Annotated in this window: 23 protein-coding genes and 1 other RNA gene; 10 read left to right on the forward strand and 14 right to left on the reverse strand. The window is 55.6% G+C overall.

The genetic code is table 11. From position 1 onward, the window contains the following. Positions 1-8: 8 nt before the first annotated feature. The 4 genes from BPSY_RS09670 to BPSY_RS09685 all read right to left on the reverse strand — a co-directional run bounded on the left by BPSY_RS09670 (position 9) and on the right by BPSY_RS09685 (position 4,575). A complete protein-coding gene (locus BPSY_RS09670; RefSeq protein WP_051921903.1) occupies positions 9-1,163 on the reverse strand; it encodes an ROK family protein in 1,155 nt (384 codons plus the stop codon). A gap of 93 nt (positions 1,164-1,256) precedes the next feature. Then, a complete protein-coding gene (locus BPSY_RS09675) occupies positions 1,257-2,132 on the reverse strand; it encodes a carbohydrate ABC transporter permease (RefSeq protein ID WP_081884391.1) in 876 nt (291 codons plus the stop codon). Further along, positions 2,129-3,127, reverse strand: a complete 999-nt coding sequence (locus tag BPSY_RS09680) for a carbohydrate ABC transporter permease (RefSeq protein WP_051921904.1) — start codon at positions 3,125-3,127, stop codon at positions 2,129-2,131. The genes BPSY_RS09675 and BPSY_RS09680 overlap by 4 nt, the downstream gene beginning before the upstream one ends. A gap of 134 nt (positions 3,128-3,261) precedes the next feature. Beyond that, positions 3,262-4,575 carry an extracellular solute-binding protein gene (locus BPSY_RS09685; protein WP_033497812.1) on the reverse strand — a complete coding sequence of 438 codons (1,314 nt, stop codon included), beginning with the start codon at positions 4,573-4,575 and terminating at the stop codon, positions 3,262-3,264. Positions 4,576-4,980: 405 nt separating this feature from the next. On the opposite strand from BPSY_RS09685, the gene BPSY_RS09690 reads away from it, so the two are divergent. The 4 genes from BPSY_RS09690 to ssrA all read left to right on the forward strand — a co-directional run bounded on the left by BPSY_RS09690 (position 4,981) and on the right by ssrA (position 9,227). Next, positions 4,981-6,186 (forward strand): ROK family transcriptional regulator, encoded by a 1,206-nt coding sequence (locus tag BPSY_RS09690; RefSeq protein ID WP_033497814.1) that lies wholly within the window; start codon positions 4,981-4,983, stop codon positions 6,184-6,186. Positions 6,187-6,266: 80 nt separating this feature from the next. After that, a complete protein-coding gene (locus BPSY_RS09695; protein WP_033497815.1) occupies positions 6,267-7,169 on the forward strand; it encodes a carbohydrate kinase family protein in 903 nt (300 codons plus the stop codon). 61 nt (positions 7,170-7,230) lie between these two features. Then, the gene (locus BPSY_RS09700; protein WP_033497817.1) at positions 7,231-8,475 is read left to right on the forward strand and encodes an MFS transporter; all 1,245 of its coding nucleotides are present in this window, start codon (positions 7,231-7,233) and stop codon (positions 8,473-8,475) included. 354 nt (positions 8,476-8,829) lie between these two features. Continuing rightward, positions 8,830-9,227, forward strand: a transfer-messenger RNA (tmRNA) gene (gene ssrA, locus BPSY_RS11485). Positions 9,228-9,712: 485 nt separating this feature from the next. On the opposite strand, the gene BPSY_RS09710 is transcribed toward ssrA, so the two are convergent. Further along, positions 9,713-9,943 (reverse strand): hypothetical protein, encoded by a 231-nt coding sequence (locus tag BPSY_RS09710; RefSeq protein WP_033497450.1) that lies wholly within the window; start codon positions 9,941-9,943, stop codon positions 9,713-9,715. A gap of 22 nt (positions 9,944-9,965) precedes the next feature. On the opposite strand from BPSY_RS09710, the gene BPSY_RS11725 reads away from it, so the two are divergent. Both BPSY_RS11725 and BPSY_RS09720 read left to right on the forward strand, forming a co-directional pair. Next, the gene (locus BPSY_RS11725) at positions 9,966-10,199 is read left to right on the forward strand and encodes a hypothetical protein (protein WP_033497448.1); all 234 of its coding nucleotides are present in this window, start codon (positions 9,966-9,968) and stop codon (positions 10,197-10,199) included. A 170-nt stretch (positions 10,200-10,369) separates the two neighbouring features. Further along, the gene (locus BPSY_RS09720; RefSeq protein WP_033497446.1) at positions 10,370-11,251 is read left to right on the forward strand and encodes a hypothetical protein; all 882 of its coding nucleotides are present in this window, start codon (positions 10,370-10,372) and stop codon (positions 11,249-11,251) included. A gap of 156 nt (positions 11,252-11,407) precedes the next feature. Here BPSY_RS09720 and BPSY_RS09725 read toward each other — a convergent pair whose 3' ends face one another. The 5 genes from BPSY_RS09725 to BPSY_RS09750 form a co-directional block, all read right to left on the reverse strand. Beyond that, positions 11,408-13,342, reverse strand: a complete 1,935-nt coding sequence (locus tag BPSY_RS09725) for a P-loop NTPase fold protein (protein WP_034886820.1) — start codon at positions 13,340-13,342, stop codon at positions 11,408-11,410. 68 nt (positions 13,343-13,410) lie between these two features. Then, positions 13,411-14,355 (reverse strand): pentapeptide repeat-containing protein, encoded by a 945-nt coding sequence (locus BPSY_RS11190; protein ID WP_152596826.1) that lies wholly within the window; start codon positions 14,353-14,355, stop codon positions 13,411-13,413. A 639-nt stretch (positions 14,356-14,994) separates the two neighbouring features. Further along, positions 14,995-15,171 (reverse strand): hypothetical protein, encoded by a 177-nt coding sequence (locus tag BPSY_RS09735; RefSeq protein WP_162178450.1) that lies wholly within the window; start codon positions 15,169-15,171, stop codon positions 14,995-14,997. 471 nt (positions 15,172-15,642) lie between these two features. Continuing rightward, the gene (locus tag BPSY_RS09745) at positions 15,643-16,032 is read right to left on the reverse strand and encodes a helix-turn-helix domain-containing protein (protein ID WP_081884392.1); all 390 of its coding nucleotides are present in this window, start codon (positions 16,030-16,032) and stop codon (positions 15,643-15,645) included. Positions 16,033-16,801: 769 nt separating this feature from the next. Then, positions 16,802-17,371, reverse strand: coding sequence for a TetR/AcrR family transcriptional regulator (locus tag BPSY_RS09750; protein ID WP_052118902.1), 570 nt, complete (start codon positions 17,369-17,371; stop codon positions 16,802-16,804). An 84-nt stretch (positions 17,372-17,455) separates the two neighbouring features. On the opposite strand from BPSY_RS09750, the gene BPSY_RS09755 reads away from it, so the two are divergent. Beyond that, entirely contained in the window at positions 17,456-18,700 is a 1,245-nt protein-coding gene (locus BPSY_RS09755; RefSeq protein WP_051921907.1) for an MFS transporter, read from the forward strand. Positions 18,701-18,723: 23 nt separating this feature from the next. Here BPSY_RS09755 and BPSY_RS09760 read toward each other — a convergent pair whose 3' ends face one another. Then, positions 18,724-19,146 (reverse strand): hypothetical protein, encoded by a 423-nt coding sequence (locus BPSY_RS09760; RefSeq protein WP_152596825.1) that lies wholly within the window; start codon positions 19,144-19,146, stop codon positions 18,724-18,726. Between the two features lie 230 nt (positions 19,147-19,376). Between BPSY_RS09760 and BPSY_RS11195 the strand changes: the two genes are divergently transcribed. Both BPSY_RS11195 and BPSY_RS09770 read left to right on the forward strand, forming a co-directional pair. After that, positions 19,377-20,009 carry a CDP-alcohol phosphatidyltransferase family protein gene (locus BPSY_RS11195; protein ID WP_051921908.1) on the forward strand — a complete coding sequence of 211 codons (633 nt, stop codon included), beginning with the start codon at positions 19,377-19,379 and terminating at the stop codon, positions 20,007-20,009. A gap of 37 nt (positions 20,010-20,046) precedes the next feature. Further along, on the forward strand, positions 20,047-20,535 hold the full coding sequence (locus tag BPSY_RS09770; protein ID WP_033497496.1) for a GNAT family N-acetyltransferase: 489 nt from the start codon (positions 20,047-20,049) through the stop codon (positions 20,533-20,535). Between the two features lie 56 nt (positions 20,536-20,591). Here the strand turns inward: BPSY_RS09770 and BPSY_RS09775 are convergent, their stop codons facing one another. Continuing rightward, positions 20,592-21,209: a MarC family protein gene (locus BPSY_RS09775; protein ID WP_033497435.1), complete on the reverse strand. Its 618-nt coding sequence runs from the start codon at positions 21,207-21,209 to the stop codon at positions 20,592-20,594. 159 nt (positions 21,210-21,368) lie between these two features. Here BPSY_RS09775 and dtd point away from each other — a divergent pair, with 159 nt between their 5' ends. Next, the gene (gene dtd, locus BPSY_RS09780) at positions 21,369-21,965 is read left to right on the forward strand and encodes a D-aminoacyl-tRNA deacylase (RefSeq protein WP_081884430.1); all 597 of its coding nucleotides are present in this window, start codon (positions 21,369-21,371) and stop codon (positions 21,963-21,965) included. A gap of 44 nt (positions 21,966-22,009) precedes the next feature. Here the strand turns inward: dtd and BPSY_RS09785 are convergent, their stop codons facing one another. Beyond that, positions 22,010-23,218 carry a cell division protein FtsQ/DivIB gene (locus tag BPSY_RS09785; RefSeq protein WP_081884394.1) on the reverse strand — a complete coding sequence of 403 codons (1,209 nt, stop codon included), beginning with the start codon at positions 23,216-23,218 and terminating at the stop codon, positions 22,010-22,012. Next, positions 23,215-24,774 (reverse strand): UDP-N-acetylmuramate--L-alanine ligase, encoded by a 1,560-nt coding sequence (murC, locus tag BPSY_RS09790; protein WP_033497492.1) that lies wholly within the window; start codon positions 24,772-24,774, stop codon positions 23,215-23,217. Before murC ends, BPSY_RS09785 begins: the two co-directional genes overlap by 4 nt. Positions 24,775-24,815: the final 41 nt, after the last annotated feature.

Genomic DNA, 24,815 nt, shown 5'->3' on the forward strand with positions numbered 1-24,815 from the left:
GATCCGTTTCAGAGCACGGACAGCTCCTTGCGCAGTACCATTGCCGCGGCTCCGAGCATCGCGGCATCCTCACCGAGATTCGACAGCTGCACATGCACCGCGTCCATGAATCTGGATCGTGCCAGGGCGTCGATGCTTCGCTGCGTGGCTTGGACCATTGTTTCGTCCACAAGCCTGCGCGGACCTGACAGCACGATCTGCGTGATGTTCGTCATCGCGACCGGCATCGCCAGAGCCCGTCCGAGATTCTGACCCGCCTCATCGAGTATGCCCGACCTGCCATCGGGGTCCTTGCTGATGCGCTCGTCAAGCACCGGCACGGAGACCATGGTCTCCAGGCATCCCGTTTTCCCGCAGACACATGGAACCGTGCCTCCCGACATCACGACATGCCCGATTTCACCTGCCGTGAAGCCTCTGCCTCTGACGATGCCGTCGGAGATCAGCACCCCGGCGCCGATACCCTTGGCGATCTGCACCAGAATCATGTCCGGCGATCCGCCTGCGAAATACCGTTCGGCGAATACGGCCGCATCGGCATCGTTGGCGACCACCACAGGGCAGTCGGCTACATCCGCCAGCACGGAGGGAAGGTCCATATTGACCCATCCGAGATTCGGGGCCTCGATGACCAGCCCTTCGTCATTGACCGTTCCTGGCGTCGCGACGGCGATGCCGATGACCTTGGACCGGCACCCTTGGCATACCTTGTTGCACAGTTCCCGTATCGCTTCCACATCAAGCACCGCCTGCGGCGGGCAGTCAAGCTCCTCGCGCAGCAGCACACCGCCGACGAGATTCATGGCCAGGGCGCGGATATGCGTGCTGTCCGAAAGATCCATCGCTACCACGCAACCGGCATCCTGATTGAAGCCTATGTCCAGCGCCGGCTTACCCGGTCTGGGGAGGTTCTTGTACTCCCCCTCGATCAGCAGGCCGTCCTTGATCAGCTCGGCGACGACATCGGATGTCGAGACTTTCGACATCCCGGTGATCTTGGCGAGTTGCGCACGCGAAAGCCATGTCTTCGGATACAGGGCCCGCATGATTGCGGTTCGATTGCGCAGCCGGATATCCGATGGGGCCGCACTGGCCAGACGGCGTGAACCCGATTCACGTTTCAAGCCCACGATCTCTCCCAACACGGGTACCTGTGCCGCCATAACCGCCTCCTTATGCCATCTGCCGATGTCCTGCCATCCCTGGGTCCGAAACCGCCGGATGCCAGGCACACGCATGTATATAGTTAACAATACTCACTTAATAGCCCCTTCGGTGATTCCTTTCACCATATTGCCCTGAATAATCATGAAGAATATGACGACGGGCAGGGAGAAGAGCACCGAGGCGGCCATCTGCCCGCCGAAATCCGTGCCCATAGGAGTGGAGAAACTGGCCAGCCACACCGGCAGGGTGTATTTCGACTGGTCCTTCATGAAGGTGAAAGCCGTCAGATAGTCATTCCATGCGGCGATGAAGGCGAAGACCGAAGTCGAGATGATGCCGGGTGCAACCAATGGGAAGGTGATCATCCGAAGGATCTGCCATTCACTGGCACCTTCCACCCTCGCCGATTCGAAGATATCGACCGGAATGGCGAGGAAGAAACCCCTCATATTCCAGATCGAGAAGGGCAGCACCGCTGCGATGTAGGCCAGTATCAGACCCATGTAACTGTTGAGCAGCCCCAGTTGGTTGAACACGATGAACTGCGGGATCAGAAGCGCCGTACCGGGCAGCATCTGGATCGCCAGAACAGTGACCATAATCGAACGTCGCCCTTTGAAACGGTACAGGGTGAGCGCCGCGCAGGCCAGGAAGGCCAGCAGTACCGAAAGCACCACGGAGACCGTGGTGGTCAGCACGGAGTTGAACAGATTGACCAGGAACTGGGTCTGGAATATGGCCGTGCGGAAATTCTGCAACGACCAGTGCGTGGGCAGGAACACCGGATTGACCGTCATCACCTCGTTGCGGGGCTTGAAGGCGGTTATCACCATCCAATACACCGGGAAGAACCAGATGACGCAGAAGATCGCAGCCGCCGTGTTCGTCCTCAGACGCCCCCAAGGGAAACGTTTTTTCGCCTTCACCGGGATGTCCCGGACAGCATCATTGTCCCTTGCGCTCATAGGTCCTCACCTGACTTCAGTAGATTGCGGATGTAGACACCGGTAAGCACGAGCAGCATCAGCATGGTGATGACCGCGATGGCCGACCCCTGGCCGATATCGAAACTCACAAAGGCCTTGGTGTAGGTGAAGACCCCGATGGTCGCGGTCGAACCCGCCGGCCCGCCCTGCGAGACCAGCCAGATCTGGTTGAAGACATTGAAATCCCAGATGACGGAAAGAATCGCGACCACGAGAAGATTCGGCTTGATCATCGGCACGAGTATCTGCCAGTACAAGCGCCACGAACCCGCCCCGTCGAGTTGGGCCGCCTCCAGGCACGAGTGGTCCACCGCTATCGTCGCCGCATACAGGGTGATGGCGATGTATGGCACGGCCTGCCAGACCACGAGCATCCATATGCATATCAAGGCGAGCGCCGTGTTGTTCGACCATGCGGTATTGCTCATATCACCGAAGATGCGCAGTCTGGTCAGCATCCAGTTCACCACGCCGTACCCCGGCTGGAACAACCACTTCCACACGATCGATGAGGCGACGTTCGGCATCGCCCATGCGAAGATCAGCACGAAGGTCACCAGGTAGCGCATCGCGCCGTTCAGCCGTGTCATCATCTGCGAGATGTACATGCCGATCAGCACGCTGCCGAGCACCAGGGCCGCCGTGAACAGCACGGTGCGCAGTATCGCAAACCAGAACTCGCTGTCGCTCAGGGCGATCACATATTGCCTGAGCCCGACGATATTGAATTCACCGGTGAACAGGGAACGCTGGTTGAAGTCGGAGAATGACGAGATCAGGAGGAACACGATGGGCACGGCGACCAGTGCGATGAGGATCAGTCCGGTCGGACCGAAAAGCATGGCCGCCGTTTTGCCGTCATTGCTCCTCAAACCACGCTGCCTCTTGTTCCGGCGCCTGGGAGCGCCCTGATCCCGTGAAGGGTCTTCCCCACTGTGCGGGACAGGACCCACCCCTGTTGTCACGGATGTCATACATCCTCCTTTCACATCATCTGCCCGGGTACCGTTCACGAAAGCCGACTCGGTAGACGGCACCCGGGCACAGGGCCAAGGCCCGTGCCGCTTACGCCCCATGACCCCTGAGACCGCTATGGCCCTCAGAATCACTACTTGGCGAACACCTCGTCCATATGGGCATCGAAGGTCTTCGCCGCCTGCTCCGGCGTGGCCGTGCCGGTTGCGATCGACTGGGTGAAGGAGTTCACCGATTTGTCACCCTCGATGGTCGCCCAGTTCGGTGAGCCCGGCGTGGCCTTCGAGTTCTTCGCCGCCTCGAAGAACCCCTTCTGGGCCTCCGGGAAGTCACTCGATTTCATTGCCTGGCTCAGACCCTCGACGGTGTTGGGCAGCCAACCGTCATTGCCGAACACCCATTTCTGCTGAATTGCCGAGCTGGATGCGATCTTGACCCATTCAAGCGCCAGAGCCGAGTTCTGGCTCTTCGCGGCGATCGTCCAATCCGAGCCGGCCGTCATGGCGGGCTGGTTCTCACCACTCTGGCCCGGCATCGCGAATGTCGCCAGATCATCCTCGCTCACACTGGAATTGATGGTTTTCACAGCGGAGAGCGCCGCGCTGTTGGCCAGAATCGCGGAAGTCGTACCATCGGCAAGCATCTGGTTCTGGTCGGGCGAATCGGTATCGAGACTCCGGGAGGCCTTGCTGGAATAGGTGTTCTGGAATGCCTTCCATTCCTCAAGGCCCTTGATGCTCTTGGCGCTGGAGGTGGTGCCCGTCCAGGTGCCGTCCTTCTCCTTGGCGACGTCACCACCGGCGTCCCAGACGAACTGCAGCATCGAATACCAGTATTGCCCCGGAAGATAGAAGGGTGTGAAGTCCTTGTTCGAGGCGTTCTTCGCCGCCACCTTGTCCAGATCGGCGGTGAATTCCTCCCAGGTCGTCGGCTCGGTCGTCACGCCCGCATCGGCCCAGATCTTTTTGTTGTAGACCACGGCTCTGGCGGCTCCGAAGGCCGGGACTCCGTACAATTTGCCGCTGACCGTGGCCGGATCCTCAAGTCCGCTGAGCCACTGCTTCCCCTCCGAAAGATCCTTCTTATGCGAGGTCAGATCAAGCAGGCCGCCGCTGGAGGCGAATCCCGCCACCTGTGTGTTGCCGATATCGAGCACGTCGGGAGGCGTCGAAGTGGTGAGCGCGGTGGTGATCTTTGTGGTGATATCGGTCCACTGCTGGGTCTCCACCTTGACCTTCGCACCGGTCTTCTTGGTGAATGCGGCGTTGATCGCATCCAATGTCTGTGTTGAATAGTCCCCCTGCATGGCCCATATCGTGATGGTCTTGCCCGCGCCATCGGTGGAATCCGACGACGACGAGGCGGATGAACCGCCAACGGAGCAGCCGCTTAATGCCAGGGTTGCCGCGGTGAGCGCCGCAACCATCATCGTTTTCTTATGCCTCATCTTGAACCCCCATTGATTTTCCTGACAGCCATATGCGCCCAAGGGCTCCGATCTCTCTGCAGTGGGAACACCGCATCTTTCGATGCCGCGATTCCCGAAATCGGCGCCGGGCGCATCGCCGTGAAACGGCGTTGACAAGGAAGCAGCCAAACGATCCCCGAGATACGTGTTTAGTTCACTTTCCTTACTATTGTTTTTTATACGTGCTTTATGTCCATTCGGTTTCGTCAACAAATCCTGAAGTTCAATTCTTTTCGACACTGTTAACGACCCGCGCAGGCGGCCAGGAAAGGCAACACGCCGAATAGACTTTTTTGTATTAACGAAGTTAATATATTACTGTTTGTTTCCACAAGGTTCATAATCGACGACGAAGGAGTCATCGTGCGCTCTGGCACATCAGGGATGCCCCGCGGGGGTGACCACCAATCCCTTTCAGAATTGAACCGCTCACGTGTTGTCGAGTATCTCCATCGCAACGGCATCAGCTCACGCGCCGATATAGCCCATGCGCTGGGACTCACACCACCGGCCATCACCAAAATAACGGCGAAGCTCATAGATCTGGGCATCATCAGCGAAACCGGAAACCTCGAAGGACGATTGAACCGAAGGGCTCTGGGCCTTGCCCTCAACCATTCGAAATACCGTGTGATCGGAGTGAAATTCGCCCGCAGCCTGGTCCAGATCGGCGTGTTCGACATCAGCGGCCGTCAACTCTCGATCATCGACCTGCCTCCCGTGAAGGATACGAGCATCGCCTCCACCATCGTGGAGATCCGCTCGATCATCAGCGATCTGCTGGCGAAGGATCCCGACATCGTCGCGGTCGGAATGTCCGTTCCCGGTCCGTATCTCAGGCATGAGGGACGCATCGCCGTGGTCACGTCCATGCCTGGCTGGACGGAGGTCTGCTACACGGATGAGTTCCAGCACGCATTCCCGGTGCCGACATTCATCGAGCACGACGCCCGCTCGGGCGCCCTGGCGGAAAGCCTTTTCGACCCACGCATCTCATCCGGCAACATCGCCTACTATCTGGTGGGAGAAGGCGTCGGCGTCGGCGTGATGGAGCACGAAAGGCTCATCAACGGGGACCGCGGAGCCGCGACGGAAATCGGACACATCAGCATCGACGTCAACGGCAAAGCCTGCAAATGCGGCAATGTGGGCTGTCTGGAATGCTACTGCTCCGCCGTCGCCGTGCACGAAAGACTCCTCGAATCCGATATCCTCCCCGACCGGGAAAACATTGCATCCATGACGCATCGAGATGCCTGCAACGCCCTGTTCAACGCCGCGAAGCTGGGTAATATGCGGGCACAGCAGCTGGTGAAGGAAACCGCCGAATTCGTCGCATACGGATGCGTCAACATCATCAATTGCTACAACCCCAAGCAGATCGTCATCGGTGACATCATGTCCCAGGCCGGGCCGGCATTGCTGGACACGATCAAGAAAGTCCTGAAACAGCGTGTTGTTCCCGAAATACTGGACGGCACGGAAATCATGCTCTCAACGTTGACGAGCGATCCCACCCTCACCGGTGCAGCCGCCGTCGCGGCAAACCAATTCCTGCGTCATCCCTCCCGCTTCGCCAGAAGCACTTGACCACCGCGGGACGACGACGCAAGAAACGACAACACTCATAACCGAAAAATTGAAAGAAGCACCATCAGGAAGGAAATACCATGAACCAGCCAATCGTACTCAGCCTCGGAGAGCTGCTTTGGGACATGCTGCCCGGAGGCAAGCGAGCCGGTGGAGCTCCTGCGAACTTCATCTACCATGCAATGAAGAATGGATCAGACGGATACTCGATCAGCGCCGTCGGCGAGGATGCCCTGGGCGACGAACTTTCGAATGCCATCACCGATGCCGGCATCAAGTCGATCCTGCAACGCAACGCCTGGCCGACCAGCACCGTCGAGGTCGCTCTGAAGAACGGCATCCCGGAGTACACCATCGTCCGCAATGTCGCATGGGACCACATCGTGCTCACCCGTGAACTCATCGAACTCGTCGGCAAAGCCGACGCGGTCTGCTTCGGCACCCTGGCACTGCGCAGCCCCGAATCACACGACACGATCATCGAGCTGCTGAAGCACACCAAGCCCGGCGCAATGAAGTTCTTCGACATCAATCTTCGTGGTGACCACTACTCCAAGGAGCTCATCACCGAGCTGCTCTGGCAGGCGACCGTACTCAAGCTCAATGACGCCGAGCTGCTACTCTTGCAAGATATGTTCGATATCCGCGGAACCTCCGATGCCGATGCATGCCAGTGGTTCATCGACCACTTCGACCTCGAGTACACCGTTCTGACCGCGGGAAGCGAATACAGCAGCATCTTCGGCCGTACCGGCGACTCATCCACACTCTCCACACCACACGTCAAGGTCGCCGATACCGTCGGCGCCGGTGACTCCTTCTCAGGTACTTTTACCAGCAACATTCTCAAAGGCGTGTCCCTTCACAGCGCTCACCGCGCGGCCGTCAACACGGCTGCCTACGTGTGCACGCAGAACGGCGCATGGCCCGACTATCCGGAAGCCATTCCGGATTACCTCGCACTGGCGGAAGCCGAAAATTAAGCAGTGAAGTATCGTCAGGCCGCGGATGGGGATCCGTGGCCTGACGAAGAGGGGAAAGCACATGTCAAATGCAAGTTCAGGCCGCACTCGGCCAGGAATGAATATCCGGGCGCTCGCGCCGGTGATGATTTCATTCTTCATCATGGGATTCGTCGATCTGGTGGGTATCGCGGCGAACTATGTGAAGGACGACTTCTCACTCACGGATTCTCAGGCCAATCTCTTCACCAGTATGGTGTTCTTCTGGTTCCTCATCTTCTCGGTGCCGACCGGTCTGTTGATGAACCGCATCGGCAGGCGACGCACCGTGCTCATCAGCATCATCGTCACCTCAGCCGCCCTGATTGTTCCCGTCATCGGATACATGCAGCCGTCGAAGGACGTGCGCTTCATTCTGATGATCATCTCATTCTGCTTGCTTGGCATCGGCAACACCCTGATGCAGGTGTCCTTGAACCCCCTGCTCAGCAATCTGGTGTCGGATGACAAACTCGCCAGCACACTGACACTCGGACAGTTCGTCAAGGCGATAGCATCCTTCATCGCCCCGATCCTCGCCGGTTGGATGGCCACGGCATTCGGCATGTGGTGGCTGCTGTATGTGATCTTCCTCGTCGTCGCAATCGTCGGCTACGCGCTTCTCGCAGCGGACCACATCGAGGAAGCAGCACCCGACAAAGGCAAGACCAGCATCGCACGTTGCTTCGCCCTGTTGAAGGACCCGGTGGTGCTGCTCTGCTTCCTGGGCATCGTCAGCCACGTCGGCATCGATGTGGGCATCAATACGACAGCCCCCAAGATTCTGATGGAACAGACCGGCCAGTCACTCTCCACCGCAGGTATCGCGACAAGCGTCTACTTCGTCTTCCGTACGATCGGATGCCTGACAGGCAGCGTCACCCTGCAGCGTCTGAGCAATAAGACGGCACTGCGCATCTGCGCGGTCATGATGACGCTCTCGGTTGTCTGCTTCACCGTGTTCATCACCGTATCGCAGTCCCCCGTGTTCCTCTGCTATCTCGGTCTCGCACTGGTCGGTTTCGGCAACTCCAATGTGTTCTCGCTGTTCCTGACCCGCGGCCTGCTCCATATGCCTTCACGCCAGAACGAGATCTCCGGACTGATGATGATGGGTCTGATCGGCGGGGCCATCTTCCCGCCTCTGATGGGTCTCGCCTCCGATGCCGTCGGCATGCAGACCGGCGCCATTGCGGTGATGTCGGTTGGCGTGGTCTACGTGCTGGTGATCGCGATCTTCCACGGCCTGATCGTCTCCAAGAACGAGAAGGTGAACCCGGCCGACTGATCGACCGCGCTCCCGCTGAATCGTTGCGGCGGGTGCCCATGATGCGGACCTTCCCCAGGTCCTGTGATCGTGGGCACCCGCCGCATTGTATTTGGGGGTCGCGTGCGCATTGGGATTATGTGATTGGCGTCGTATCCTGGCGATGGACGTCGGCACTGCGCATTGGGTAAGCGACGATGCTCGATTGAACAAGCGCAATTGAGCAAGCACGTTGGTGCCGTGCGTTTCGTCGGGCCCGGATTCTGGGTTTTCGGAATACTGCGGTGCGGAAACTGTTGACGATAGTGCTATTGCGGATGTTGTACAATAGGGTGTTCGGTCTTACGGCCGGATGTGTTTGATAATTGAATATATGGGGCTGATCGGTTTCGACGGTGATCTGTTCGTCGCAGAGAAGCGTGCCGAGAACGCGGGGGTCCACTCGTTAATGTCCTCCCGCAAACAACAAGTGCTAAATCTAACCGCACTGAGTTCGCTCTCGCTGCCTGAGCTTCGCGCCAGGAATAAACAGTGAGCAGTGGCTCCGTTCACTCTCTCTCGTCTTCGGGGAGAAGCTGAACGTCATTTAGAGGACTTGCTTGAATCGCTGCGTCACAGGGTGATTCAGGGACTTTAACTGTGAATATGCCAGCCAATAGTTGTCTGCGACACCATTGGGGGCAGAACAATAGCCATACGGCCAGCAGACTACGCACGTAGAAGACTGGGAGTACGGTCACCGGACCCGGGTTCAATTCCCGGCAGCTCCACGAGTATGGAAAAGGTCGCTCCGCTTGGAGTGGCCTTTTTTGTTATATCAGTCTTTAATGCCTCTATTTTCAGGTTTTTCCTATTGATCTGTCTCGGCATGCAGTGACATGCTTTTGCCTGTTATTTCTTGTTTAGCGTGGTAATTGATGTGGTACAAGCGGGATTCTTCACGGGTGTGTGAGGATATTCTGACTCGGAGATTTGGGACGCTACGACAGAAGAAGAATCGGACGAGCGCATGGATAGAGGCCAGCTATCTGACACCCTTCTGGGCATTCGATAAGTGGCCTGGGTTAAAGAAACGCCAATATGCGAACTTCGACATCGATGACGCGGCCGGCGCACTGGTGTGGCTCAAGGACACCAAACTTCGTATCGACGCCCATTCATGGCAGTCTGAGCGTAAGGTTCTTCGGGAATAGACGCGACATACCCCACGATCATGCCCTACCGCTCTACTTCATCCGCTGCAACTATTCTCGTGCGATCAGGCCGGTTGCAGCGTCTCTCGACCGATGATCCGTGCATGTACGCGGAACGACTCAACCATTTCCCCACGGCCTTGCTGTCGATCTCTTTCTACCAAGGAACGCGGTACCCGCACCTGGATCTTCACCGTCTCTTCCCGCTCCTCGGCGACACGGGGCCGGTCCAACAGCACCGACACCACATCATCGGGATCATCGGTGCCGGCGGCCTGCATCAGCAGCGCATCCATCTCGGCCAACACCTACTCGCCAATGCTCGCCTCCGCCTTCGGCGCATCCCATCTCCGCACCTTGTCATTGTTCCCATACCTTGCTGCTTCACTCGTCCAGGAACCCGACTACTCGGCATTCACATGGAACACCATGATCGTGCAGGCCCCAGTCATCTTCATCACGACCCCGATTGCTCAGTATCAACAGGTCGGCATCGGCTACACCGGTATTAAAGATAAGAGACGGGCACACCATGAGAGCGCCGGCACATGAAACGACAACAACTCAGCAATCAGGGCACCAGCCGTGAGGCGATAAAGACAGTGGGCACTTTCTCACACGATGAACCATCAGACGTAAACTGAACTTATGAAAACGTTCTTTAAAAACATTATCAAAGAATACTGGAATCATGGAAACTAAAAGATCACCCATTCCTCCTAGTGTGGGGGATCCTGTTTCTCTTCATCGGCTTCGGCCTGACCATAAAAATGAAAAACACCGGTTACGGCAATCTCGCCTTCATAATTATCGGGAGTCTTCTACTCTATCTAGGAACCACTGACCAACTCATAGAAAGCATAGGGAAAAGCGGTATGTCCTTAGCGCGAGATGTATTGAAAGTATTCAACCTAGATACTCCAAACACCAGACTAAAAGAACTCCTTGCCAAAATTAAAGAAACCAACCCAAAGCTCGGCGAAGGTGTGCAAAATGCGCTTGACGCATATCACGAAATGGAAACTGAAGAGACTAAAACAAGCGAGAAAACTCATTCAACTACAGATAATACTGAATCATTCACCAAACTCGACACAGCTAACCCAGACACCAGCAACAACACAAGGATTATTGACGAAGATGAAGAAGCATCGATAAAGGCACAATCAACCGTCGGCGAAGCAAAGGAACATATAAGACAACTTTGCAAGCTCAAAAAAATCCGCTGCTCGTTTCACAGAAACAGTTGCACGCTTACCCTCAAATCAAGCGAAACGAAGAAGGCACTGCTCTCCGCCAGTACCAACTACAATAACGATGGCTCATGGAGTAGTTGGAACATCATCAACAGCGCCATTACCGACAGCGACTATTATGACTACTACTTTATGACCATATCCGACAAAAACAACATTAACTTATTTGTGCTCACTCAACGACAAATGCGGGAAGTAACACGGCAAAAACAGACAACCAAGCATGGCTTCTATCACTTCTACATCAGCAACGAAGCTGCCGGCATATGGCATGAAATAAGAAACACCACCATAGACTTCCAGAAGTATTACACGACAAACTTGGACTTTCTACAAAGCAACAAATAAAACGGTCAACTACTCAACTATCAGATCAACTATTTCGCATTGATAGATGCACGGGGTTTTACACACGTTTGATCATGAAAAACGGCCCGGATTACCAGGCCGTGGGATCGTGTAGTAACCGGACGTTTACCACACAAGAGACTAGCGGGCTGCATTTTATTGTTGATTTTTCAACTTTGCAAGCACATGCTTGTCATATGACTGGTCATTATAGTCAAATAAGAGAGCTGCCCCTCCTTGGAGTCGTTCTGGTTCCCTCGCCGATGGTTCAATATCATATACATTCCAGAATGTGCGGTATTCTGAATTTTTCAATTTCTCGATTAAGTCAACTTTTGATTTGAACAATGGGTTCTTCGTCGGATTTACGGGCCCGTCCAGCCAGTACCGGTATCCCAGCTGGGCGATCAAAACCTCTGCATCATAGTCATGCTGACCAAAGTCATGGTCGTTCTCTATTTCCTTTGCCTTGGCACTAAAATATACGCTGACATTATCCTCATTGATTGCAGGAATTGCCCTACCGAGAAAATCGCCCGTTGGCATGATTGTGCCGTATAGATTCAGGCATGACCTGTAATAATACATACGCTCGGTAATTCCAATTTCGTCAGATAAGTTTTCTTGTGCAGCATTGAAAATGCCTTCGAAATTGTCTATGAGCTTCCTGTCGAACTCCTCAGAACTGGTATCCATTGATCGCAGTAGTAGCTGTTCCACTAGTTTCAAGCGTCTCGTAAAGACGAGTTTCACGAGTCGGTTCGGTGTGTGACGCACCTCTGAATGCATCGTCGTCACGGCCTCATGTTCCAGTTTCTTCTGGACGTTTCGGTACTCCGTATCCGTCATTTTCTCGATGTAGTCGAGTACCTCTTCGTAATCTGCGAAAGCAGTGGAATCGTTGACAAGAAAGAGCTTTCTGCTCTCAACCTCGGAATTTATGATCTTATTAAGCTCCACAAGCGAATGGTTGGTGGCAAATTCGTTCACGAAATACATCGACGTGTTTGTGGAGAAGTCAGGAGGGTTGTTTTGGTTTTTCTGAAGCACACCATCCATATATGCCGCAATCAAAGAGTTCTCTGCGTTGTCGTCTTGTTCATCCTTTTTCTGTGCGCTGTTACGTTTATCCTTTTCTGGTGGCATCCACCCCGCGGTCAGTTTCTCATATTCTGCGGGATGGAAAAGGTATAGGTATATGATGAACAGTTCCTGATCAGGTTGAACCCTATTCTTCTTATCCTGGTCTATGAATTCTGACTCAACATAAGACAAGTATTGATTCGCGTCTCGTGCCGTGAGACCGTCCTCAGCAAAAAGCGTCTCAATTATCGACGGGTTGAAAGGGATATGTAGTCTGGTTTTTATTGTCTCGGAAATTTGCTGACTGACGTTACTGGATTCAAGTTGGAAGGGAAGAGCGACTTTCTGATCGATGATCTTGCCAAGGTAGTTATCCTTGGTATTCTGCATTTTCCGTAGATCTCCGACAAACACAATTCTGGTGCGTCCATGAATCATATTGAAGAACATGTACATTCCCTGCTGTGTCTCAGCGTCAAGGCGATCAAAATCATCAACGACCAGCACCTTATATCTTCTTCTGCAGGTTAGTACCTTTGCGGAAATCCAAAACAGAAGCCTGTCGATATCCAACCATTTACTCTGCAGAAACCCATAAAGGGTAGTCAGAATGACAGCAAGGAAAGTAACCGGCATCACCCAGTCATTTGTATCTCCCCATTGAACTATGCCACGTGATGCCAACGCACCGCTTCCCAACAGCGACAAAAGAAAAAACAGCCAGCCAAGTATCGTGAAACCAATAGACGTTTTCGGAACTGTTCGGGAGAAAATCCTTCTCGCTAAGGACGCTTTGTCCTTTGGCCGCCACAATGCCAGTTCGATGAATGTGAATTCCCGCAGCGCAGCACTATCCTTGACCGCACGCAAATACTCACTTTTCCCGCTCCCCCAACTCCCTTGCAGGAAATATGTCTTCACCTCACTCGACCCTATCCGTCCGGCGAATGCCTCGGCCTGCCTCGATACATCGATATGATTAATCCGCAAACCACTCTTTTCAACCATCTTGCCCCCTACCAATCGAACATGGATATATCACAGATACAAGGATATGGAATTATCAAAACTGTTCATTATTCCTCTTGCTCTTTATTGATAAATATCATATTGCTGGCATCACAACCCTCAGGCAAAGTGGTGTACTTGTTATAGCGTGCATCTCTCAAATCCACACTCTGCAAATCCGCACCTCTCAGATCCGACTCACTCAGACCCACACCCTTCAGATCCGCAGACATCAGATGCGCTCCCCTCATATCCACACCCGTCAGCTCTACATGTGTCAGATGAGCGCCCTGCAGATGTGCACCGATCAGATCCAGGCTTGAGATCACTAGCCATTGGGTTTGTTGGACACTGTCGTTATCTTCAGAGTTTAACAGCTGGGTTAACTGTTTGCTCAGCTTCAAAAGACCCTCACCTCTTGCATTGCTGTTCAGAAGCAACTTTTCAGTGTCACTGTGCAATAGTTGTTTGTATGCCAGGTCGATGAGTTGCTGAACATGATCTACCCAACGTCTCACAACACCATCAACCCCGTTATCAACATCATTCTCAATGCCGGCGTTCTCACCCTCTCGAATCGCGGCGATCGAATCAGCCGTCAGCGTGGTCCACTCACGTATCAGCCAGATCAACTCATTGAAACCCGCAGCCTGCACCATATGATTATGATCACCCAAATGCTCGATGGCCGCCGCCTGATGACTCATCAACTCGTTACTGCGGGAGCGCAGATCACGATCACGTTGCACCCTCGCAGCCTGACGCGCCTGACGAGTAGACTGCTCCCGCGCCTCCCACGACTGATCCCTGGAACTGTTCCTGTTAAGCACGCCAATGAACACCGTTATGAACGCCGGTATACCAATACTCGCTGCCGCAGCAAACCACTTCATACCGGAGAGATATGCAACAACAACGAGCACTGCCGCGACAACGCCGGCCACAACCACAGGTATCCACCATCGCCGCCACCAACCATCCTCACCCATCGATTCCGGCGTACCCTTATCCACTATCCGCCATCACAACCCTCCATTTCTTGAAGAACCCGCCTCAACGTAAACAGCCGTTATTATCGACGACCTTCGTCCCACGGCCATCCTACAAGCAGGCGAATCAACGTCGTTGTTGATTCGTGCGCCAGCGCCGTAAAGCATGATCGAGCTAATCCAACTCGACAGGTCTGGGCGATAGCACAGTACGAGATCCAACGTTCACCTGCAACCGCTCTGATCTGCCGATTGCTAGATATTGGGTTTCGGTTCTTTAAACGGCAATAACACAGCGAGGCCGCGATTCCTATGTCGCCCCATGATTTTGGTTGTTTCATGGTGCCCAGTTTTGGCTCTCTAGATCGATGTGAGTCCGTTTTCATGGAACATTGGATGCAAGAATATCCTGTGTATCCATCCGTTGCATGGCAAGGACGCAGTGAAGAACGGGCAACGACACCGTCCGGTGGAATGACCCCTCGACGCTTCACGATGAAAGGCATCTTGGTCGCCGTCATTCAGATGAACTCGACTTCGTGTCACCGTGATCAGCAGAATGGTATCGGCCCGCTCGTCATCACCAAATCGCCAGGACACCAAGGGCGATACAGACAATCATCCGCCAGCGAATCGCCACTCATTCCTGGGGAAGTTGTCGGGCTACTCTTTGGGAGTGGATGCGTATGGCATGGTAATGACGACGATGTCCATGCCGTTGCCGGCCGCGATCTCGAAGGACTTGCTGACGGCGCTCTGGCCAGACTCAGATGTCGCTACAGGACAGGAGACGGTCAGATGACAGGTTCCGGCCTTCTTGCTCATCCCCGATCTCGTCACGACCATCGGTAGTGTGATTCATCAGGATATTGCGATACCCGCCCCCTGTATCCGAGACGTCCCACCAATCGACGGTGCACCACCACTGATACCCCAGACCTCTGCTGTTGAGCACATGCGGCATATGACACTCCTGCCGCGGTGAAGACGCCACGTCTTACGCTACGGAGGAGACGCTATCCGTGCGGTCAACGTTGATATGCCATATGAGTAGCGCCCGCGCCACACAGGCCATAACCAACAGTATGGCAAGAGCGATCCCTCGGCCGGCTCTCCATGCTCCCTGACTATGAATCAATTACTGTCCTTTCGACTATTCGAATGAATTCTTTCCCGTGTCGTTAGCAGAATTGATCAGGTTTTTGGTATCGTCATCAAAATACGGCGCCATCAGGGAGTCCTTCTTGGACCCGTTACCCGATATCGAGATCATACTGTGGACCCAGCCCTTCATACCGGCATCCGGGTCTGTCAGCCAAGGTCCGCCCAACATGCCGTCGTGTGCTTTCCATCGCAGTTGGAAGCCTCCACTGTACGGTACAGGAGACCGACCACGAAAGCATTCATCTTCGTTCTGCAGACAAATGGAGTATTGCCCGGAGGATCGCTTGCGGCACTCGGATATCCCAGAATGGTCGCATTGAAATCGTATGGCTCGTTGTAACTCATGCCGTTGCCGCCAAACTTGTTGACGGGGCGCAGGTGGAACGTCTTTCTCGGATTCGTGTTGCGGCGGATCTCACGACTGATGCTCGAGACGCTGCATGCCAGGCGTTTGGAGATAGCGCGGATACCGTGTCCCATATGCAAACAGTCAGCCAGCGCAATACGTTCCGTCTGACTGAAATACCATTGTGAAATTCAACGTCTGATTCAACAGCTCGACATAATGATCGCGTCGCGCCCTATACATCACATGTCTCGATGCATACACCGCTCCTTGATACTCGTAATGCGATATCCACCTCCTTGGAGAACAGGGGTTAGAACAATAACCACATCCGTTAGTTGATTCTCTTCATTGGGGTGGTAACCAGTGTAGTAAATAATGCGGCACTAATCATAAGTGCACTGTTCTCATTAGTTTTGAACATCCTTATGCTCTCTCCCTAGCTCCACAAGTATAGAGAAGATCACTTCGTTTCAAGTGGCCTTCTCTACTGCTTTTCAGCTTCGTTCCCCTGTATCTCCAAAGTCGATTCACTGGTCCGCATTGGCCCGTGGTGACTTATCCGTGTTTGATATTGCCTAAGTATCACGGCAATCGCTTGAATAACAGTTGGGGCATAACCGCAAACGAGGAGCATATCCGTCTTGAGGCCTTTCGATATGGAGAAGGCGCAGCAGCAGTATGGAAGGCGACAAGGTAGCTGTCACCATGCCGAGTATCCGTCGAGTCCGCGGACACCAGGGAAGCAGGCTGATACATCAAGATTGCCGGTGGGCAATCCACCCGTCACCGTACTTTCTTCTTGTCTTTGGCTTTGAACATCGATGCCTGAATATCGGATAGGTTCCCTGAACACGTTCCCTTCCGCCAGTGCATTGCATTATCTGTCTATAGGCCTGTTCACAAGCTGTCACTATTGCATCTGACTTATCGGAGTGCGGTTTTCAACGATTCCTGAACTCAGCCATGCTGCTGCGAATGTCCGGGTACTGTCTCAACCACAGATCGGAAAGCCGCCAACACCACAGCTTCGGTGACCTCCTCCGGGGCAAAACAGCGTTGAAGGGTCAACCCCTCTTGCACCGCATCAACTACCCGGGCATTAGCGACGCCAGCCCTTTGTAATGCACGTTTGGCCCCCTGCATCCAATCGCGCGTCAGGTCGGCATACCGTTTATCGCGGAAAGACAGAACGTAGAGTTCGGCCAATAATATGCGGTCCTCTCTACGTTCGGCATCCGATTCCCTTGTCACCAGTCGCGAAAGGCTTTCGCTTAGATCAGCGCTCCCATTGTCTGTCACCAAGACCATGCGTGCGAGTGAACGCTGAGCATACTGTTGGAATGCTGCGTAGATGAGCTCATCCCGGGAAGAGAAATAGTAGGTCATCGAGCCGAGTGGCACTCCTGATAGCTTTGAAACATTGCGGTAGGTCGTTTCGGAAAGACCTTTACTTGCAATCAGGGAAAGGACGGCATCAAGTATCATCGTCAACCGATCCGACGAAGCGAAATCCGTTTTTCTTTGCATGAGAGCCCTCCCAGATAACTCAACCCATCGTACCGTCCGTCTACGATGTTATATTCGTACGTACGTATGGTATATTCTACAACTATGAATTCTCCGATGCATTCGATCCGGCCATTAGATTCCATGCAAAAAGCACGCCTCGCGGTATCGGCTCTGTTCCTGACCAACGGAGCTCTTTTCGCCAGCATGGTGCCACACTATCCCGAGATAAAGGCCGATCTTGCCCTAGGCAACGGAGTATACGGCCTCGCAGTGGCCGCCTTCCCAGCCGGGGCTTTAGCGTTCGGATCCGCTGCGGCATTTCTCATACGCCGCTTCGGCTCTGCACGCATTGCAGTCGCGGGAACGGTGACCACCGCTGTTATGGTATTCCTCGTCAGCATCTCGCCGTCACTGCCCTCATTTGCGTTGGCTTTGTTTTTCGCCGGATCGTCAGACGTCATCACTGACGTTGCCCAGAATGCTCAGGGTTTACAGGTTCAGCAACGCTACCATCGTTCAATTATCAATTCCTTTCATGCGGTATGGTCAGCAGGGGTTGTGATTGGTGGGGTATCAGCATCCATATCGATCGCGCTCCACATCGGCCGCGCGATGCACCTGGGATTGATATCAGCGCTGCTGATCATCCTTGCACTGGTGGCCAGCCGCTTTTGCATCTTCGACGATCAACCCAGCCGCGATACAAGAAAACAATCCAGGCCAGAGTCGATTCGCACCCTGACGTCGATACCATTTCATGTCTATGCGTCTCTCCTGGGAATGGCCTTTATCGGTGTGGTTGCCTGTGCGGTGGAGGATTCGGGAAGCTCCTGGGCCTCGTTGTACCTATCGACATCATTGAATGCCCCCGCCGCTGTAGCACCCTTGGGATACATCAGCCTTGCAGCCGCTCAGCTTGTTGGCCGTGCGACAGGAGACAGGATGGTCGATGCATTCGGCATGAGGCAGGTGACACGATTCGGAGGAGCCTTGATCGCTCTCGGTCTCGGTCTGGCACTGCTGTTCCCCTCTATTCCAGGAACAATAGCGGGATTCGCTGCGGCCGGTTTTGGGGTGTCTACACTCGGCCCCAACTCCATGGCAGCGTGCGACAACCTTCCATACCTACGTCAAGGCAGCGGGCTGACAGTCGTCTCATGGATCATGAGAGCAGGATTCCTGCTATTTCCACCCCTGGTCGGATACATCTCTGATGCCGTCAATCTGCGTACGGGCCTACTCGTGTTCCCGATCTTGGGAGTTCTCGTGGTATTGGCCGCAAACGTCATGCCAGGCACAATCCGCCATGATGAAAGCTTCGCCACAAATAGCGACTCATCGCTATAGCAATTGCCCTTGGCTCATGGGTATCAGTTTGCAATATCCTGTGATTCGCCGTGAGGTTCAGTGCGGTCCAATATCCTGTTGATGGCCAGCCCGAATAACAGGGTGAGGATTGATGTCAGCACTGCGCATAACAACGCCGCTTCCCAGGCGGTGAAAAGCGATGACATCAGTGCAAATAGTACGAGCAGGCTTAAGGCTTCTCCGACGCATTCATGCGGCAGCGGGTGTCTGCCTTTGTCGATCAGCAGTGTCGCCATGCGGTCGGTGATGTGGGTGCAGAAGAACCACAGCAGAAAAACACCCAAGATGCCCAGCACCGCCCGCCAGCCGTGGACCCAGGAGTTGAGCTCTCCGAAAGGGAGCAACCGATATGCCACAACGACTCCGAGGAAAAATGGTAGGGCCATGCCCAAGAGCACGGAAGCCGCGAATCCGAGCAGCTTCATCCAGTCCGAAACACCTGCGGCATCGGATTGTTGTCTGCCTTCCATCATCACCTCGCTTTCATCCCGTCCTATCCCAGGAACGTGACAATCCACCATGCAGCGCCCATACCGCCGGCAGGACTGCGGCTGGCCGTTAGATCGTTGCTGTTAGCGGTTATGCTGAGAAGCAGTGACGACAGGTATATCCGAGCAGTGATGCCGATTGACGAAGACCGGGCCGGGAGTTGAAGATGCCATCCAAGGACGACGAGCAGGCAGCCATCAGCGGCGGCAGACGACGCCTTGCGATGCTGGTTCCTCATATGCTCACGACCATGCGGATACTCTGCACCCTGTCCCTCCCCTTTCTGCCTCTCCCCTCGGTTGCCTTCATCATCGTGTACGTCTTGGCCGGGCTGAGCGATGTACTGGATGGGATGTTGGCACGCCGCTGGCATGTCGCCTCCTCCTTCGGCGCGAGTTATGACAGCATCGCGGACACCGTATTCACCTTGGTGTGCATCTGGCTGTTCCTCTCGTACCTGCTTTGGCCTGTATGGTTGATCGCCGCACTCGCCTGCATATGCGTCATCAAGTCGCTCACGGCTATCATCGGATGGCGCAAATACCGGCTGATCCCCTTCGTGCACAGCACTCTGAACAAAATCACCGGCATACTGGTCTTCTTCACCCCGATGCTGATCATCGCAGCCTCACTGATTGCCGCACCGGAACACATCACCAACGGACCCAGGACTCTCATTCTTGTGGGATTATGCCTCTTCGCGGCGGCGGCCGCGGTCGATGAACTCGTCATCACCTTGCTGTCCCCGAGTTTCGACGCCAACAGACGCTCGTCAGTGCATATTCGCCGAAGCGTATAATCGCTTCATTATCCGAGTGATGGGGGCGAATGCAACGATGTTCGATATGCTGGTGAATCTCTATGACGAATCCCTGCTCGATGCGCGCATCCAGGAGAGCATACCCGGCCAGGCCGGATACTCCGTCGTCCGCACACCCGGCATTCTGGCCGATGAGGTCGCATCATTCACCGAGCAAGAGTTCAGTCCGATGTGGGCCTCCGAAACCCGACGGTCGCTCTACAGCACACCATCGGACAGCTACGCGGTTGTGTATGACAACCATATCGTCGGTTTCTGCGCCTTCAACGCCACCGCCAAAGGATTCTTCGGCCCCACGGGCGTACATCACGATCATCGCGGCAAGGGCTTGGGACGCATACTGCTCGTCAATGCGCTGCTCTCCCTCAGGCAGGAAGGCTATGCCTATGCGGTCATCGGTGGGGTGAATGAGGCCGCCGGCTTCTATGAACGCACGGTTCATGCCACGCGGATCCCTTCATCGGACAAGCACAGCATCTACGCTCATATGGGCATATCCTTCTGAGCGATTCTCTGCATCACCTCGGTGGAATGCCGAATCCGGCCAGGCCTGGGCCCCGATCACAGATGCAGCGTCACCACTCCATGAATCATCAGTTCGACGCCGATGCACAGGATCAGAAAACCTATCACACGGATCAAGGCCCCGATACCGGTTGGCCCGAGCTTGTCGACCAGAGGCGTGCCCCACAGCAGCAATGCGGCGATGCAGATTGCGATGACCAGTATTGCCACCACCAGGGCCCCATGCGCCACCACGCCCGGATACCTTGCAGCCAGGCCGATGACCTGACCGATCGCCCCAGGCCCGGCTACCAGTGGCAGTGCCATCGGGGTGAAGGAGATATCGTCTTTCTCCTTGGCGTGCTCATGCTCCTTTTTGGAGAGCGGACTCTTCGGGTTGAGCATACCGAGCCCCGAATGGGCGACGACGAAGCCACCCGCTATCTGAATAGCAGGCAGACTCAGCCCGAACACCCTGAGAATCAGCGAGCCCAGGATGGCGAATACGGAAAGAATGACGAAGACGTTGATCCCGGTGCGGATCGCCTGCCTGCGGATCTCGCTGCGATCATAACCGGCCGTCAACCCGGCATAGGTCGCCAGCGCCCCGACAGGGTTCACAATCGGCAACAAGGTCAGCAACGCGGCAGTCAGCACCGTCAAGAACATGGACATGCTTCGATGATAGCGGCTGCCGGCTGCCGCATGAGAATTCCCACATGGGGCTTCTTCATGATCCTGCCGCACGACCCCGCTGCATACCCACCCCCACTGCATATGACCATACCGAAGGATATTGCAGGCCTTGCCTCCGAAGCGGATACCCTTGAGCGTATGAGAATCGTGTTGCAGCGTGTCCGCGGGGCACAGCTTTCCGTGGTGGATGACACCGAAACCGACGATGTCACTGCCAATGACGCCAACAACGCCAATGACCCCAACAATGACACTGGCAACCACAATGCCACTGACACCCACGAGCAAATGAATACCCCGGCATATGACATGTCAGATCCAAGCGGAGACGGGGATTCACGGCGGATCGGCACCGGCCTGCTGCTGCTCGTCGGGGTGCAGGATTCGGATGGCGATGCCGAAGTCGAATGGATGGCGCACAAAATCGCCCATATGCGCATTTTTGAAGATGCCGCGGGGAAGATGAACCGCTCGGTGCTCGAGGAACACGGATCCGTGCTATCCGTTTCGCAATTCACGCTATACGCCGATACCAGAAAAGGCAACCGTCCGAGTTTCACCAAAGCCGGGCGCCCGGAGCATGCCGACACCATCTGGAACGCTTTCAATGCCGAGCTGCGCGCATATGGCATTCCGGTGGCCGAGGGCGTATTCGGGGCTCATATGCTGGTGGGTCTGGAAAATGACGGCCCGGTGACCATCATCCTGGACAGCGATAACAGGCCCACCGGATGAGATGGAGAGGGCACAGGCAACGTCGTGGCTGAAACGGCCCGACCTTATTTGATGATCGGCCTCAGCGGCGCCGAAACGTCCACCTGATGCTTATCGCCTATTTTGCTGGCATCATTGATGATTTTGTCCACGACGGCTTTTTTCAGATCCATCTGCGATGAATCGCCCCATACGATCGTGTATTTGCCGCTGCTGATTTCCGTGGTGATGGAGTCCTGCGTGGAGGCTGAGACCTTCGTGATCTGCTGTCTCATAGATTCGGGCAGCACGGCCAGCACTTTCAGCGCCTGCTGCACCGCCGCGTCATCCGTTCCCTTGCCAACGCTGGTGACATTGATGACAGGGATTCCATCGACGGAAGCCCCGACGGCATTGAGCACACGTGCCTCCTTGTCGACGGCCGTCAGCCCGCCCTTGGCATCCTTGAGCACAGCCGCCGGTCGCTGGGCGTTGACGACAATGCTCACGCCTTTGGGGAATTCCTTGTTCACCGTGGCGGAAGTCACCCCGGGCAGTTCCCCGATCTGTTTCTCCATATCCCCTGTGGAGACGAGGAACAGCGAGGTGCCGAGCTGACGTTTCGCGATGGCCGTGATTTTGGAGGCCGGCACCCAGTTATTCGTTCCACTCACACGTATCGACGATTCCTGCAACAGGAACACCGGCGAAAAAAGCAGGAACCAGAACAAGGCAAGCAGTACGGCCACCGAGAGCACCGCGATCACGGCACGTTTGAACACCACACGCGCATTCGCCTTGCGGCGTTCCTTGAGACGGGCCCCGAAATCAATCACCTTGGGCCTGGTGAATACGCCCTCCCCCGATACCCCATCGCGGGAGAGACGGGAATCCACATCCTCGTTGCTCCGCATCACCCTGGCATCCACGAAACCGTCCGCTGACGACCCGCTTTCCGCCTGTACACTCCCGGAGGATGCACCTTCATTCGATGAACCCTCACTCGATACGTCTCGACGCGCTTTTTTCGAGGAGGCCGAACGGGCGATGCGTCCGGCTGAAGCACTGGCGGCGGAGCGTTTCTTGCGCCCCTTGCCGTCCTTTTTCCGCTTGCCTGCGGGAGCTTGCGGTCCGTCGGACTTGCCGACGACGGAGTCCTTGCCCTTGTCCCGGCTCTCCAGACCTTCCGAAACCTCGGAGACTTGGCTGCTTACCGCTCTGCGCCCGATATGGGCGTCATCCTCCTGAGCCCCTGCATGGGGGTGGTCCGCATTCGAGGCGATACGGCGAGTCATCGCTGGCTGCCCCGAGCACCGTGGCTCTGCCTATGCGCTTCCAAAGCGTGCAGGATGACCGGAACCACCTGGGTGACATCGCCCGCACCGACGGTGAACAGCACATCGCCTCTGTGGGCGCGCATCGCGAGCATCGCCCCAGCCTGGTTCATATCCTCAACCGCCTGTATCCAGCCTTGCTCCGGCTCATGGGGCAATTGCCGCGCCGCCTTGACGATCGTGGAGGCATTGATATCCGGAAAGTCCTGTTGCCGTTCCCGAGCGGGGAATATCCCGGTGACGATCACATCATCGGCTTTGGCGAGCGCCTGGGCGAAAGCCTCGGTGAAGAAACGGGTTCGTGAGAAGAGATGTGGTTGGAAGAGCACACGCAGTGTGGATTCGGGATAGCGCCTTCTGGCCGCATCGAGCAGGGCGGCGATCTCCGTCGGATGATGCGAGTAGTCATCCACCACGCTCACACCCTCGACCACTCCCCTGAGTTGGAATCTCCTGTCCGCGCCGAGGAAGGATCGTGCCGCTTCGGCGGCCTTCACAGGATTCATGCCGAGCAGGGTGCATGCGATAATCGCCGCGCTGGCATTGCGGGCATTGTGCAGCCCGGGAATACCCAGGGTCACCGGTATCTCGACGCTCTCGTCGGAGCCTTGCCCTGTACCGAGCAATGCGGCGGGAAGACGGAGAACGAAATGCTCCTCGCCACTGCTGGCGCTCTCGCTTTCGGACTGGATACGCGCGAAATATGCGCCATTGAGGTCACCAAGTGATTCACGATCCGAGGTGGAATACGCGACGGCATGCTTCGCCGCCTCAGCATCCATGGCACGAAGCACCGCCAGCGCCCCCTCATCATCGGCACAGAGCACCACATGATCGGTGGCGTGGTGGGCATGATCCACAAATGCGGCGCGGAAATGCTCGGAATCACCATAGTGGTCGAGATGATCCGCCTCGACATTGGTGATGACGGCGATGCTGGGATGGTACTTGCGGAAGCTGCCGTCAGACTCGTCGGCCTCTGCCACCAGCACACGTCCTGTGCCTGCATGCCCGCCGTCAAGCGACCCATTCGGCCCTTGTATGGTGCCACCCACCGCATAGCTCGGATCGGCGAGTTCACCTTCGCCCGCATGCGTAAGAATATGGGCGATCAACGCGCTGGTCGTCGTTTTGCCGTGCGCTCCCGCCACGGTGACGCCGGTGTTTTCCGACAACAGCAGTGCGAGGATATCGCTTCGGTGGACCAGTCTTTTGCCACCGTCAAGGGCGGCGCGCAGCTCGGGGTTCTCGGCCTTGATGGCGCTGGACCAGACCACCGTATCGGCATGCGCCACATGCTCCGCCTGCTGCCCGATCTGCACGGGAATCCCCAATGAGGCCAGCCGCTCGGTTTTCGGTCCGGCCAGTGCATCCGAACCATCCACATCAACATGATCCTCGTGCAGCATCTCGGCGAGCACACTCATTCCCGCTCCGCCGATGCCGATGAAATGCGTGTGTCCAAGACCCGCGACACCCCCGGAATATCCGGAGAAGGCGTATACCGTCGGGTCCAGGGTGGCGGAGGTGACCGCTACGGTCCGATCCGTTCCGGCAT

This window comes from Bifidobacterium psychraerophilum (assembly GCF_000741705.1).
Lineage (GTDB): Bacteria > Actinomycetota > Actinomycetes > Actinomycetales > Bifidobacteriaceae > Bombiscardovia > Bombiscardovia psychraerophila.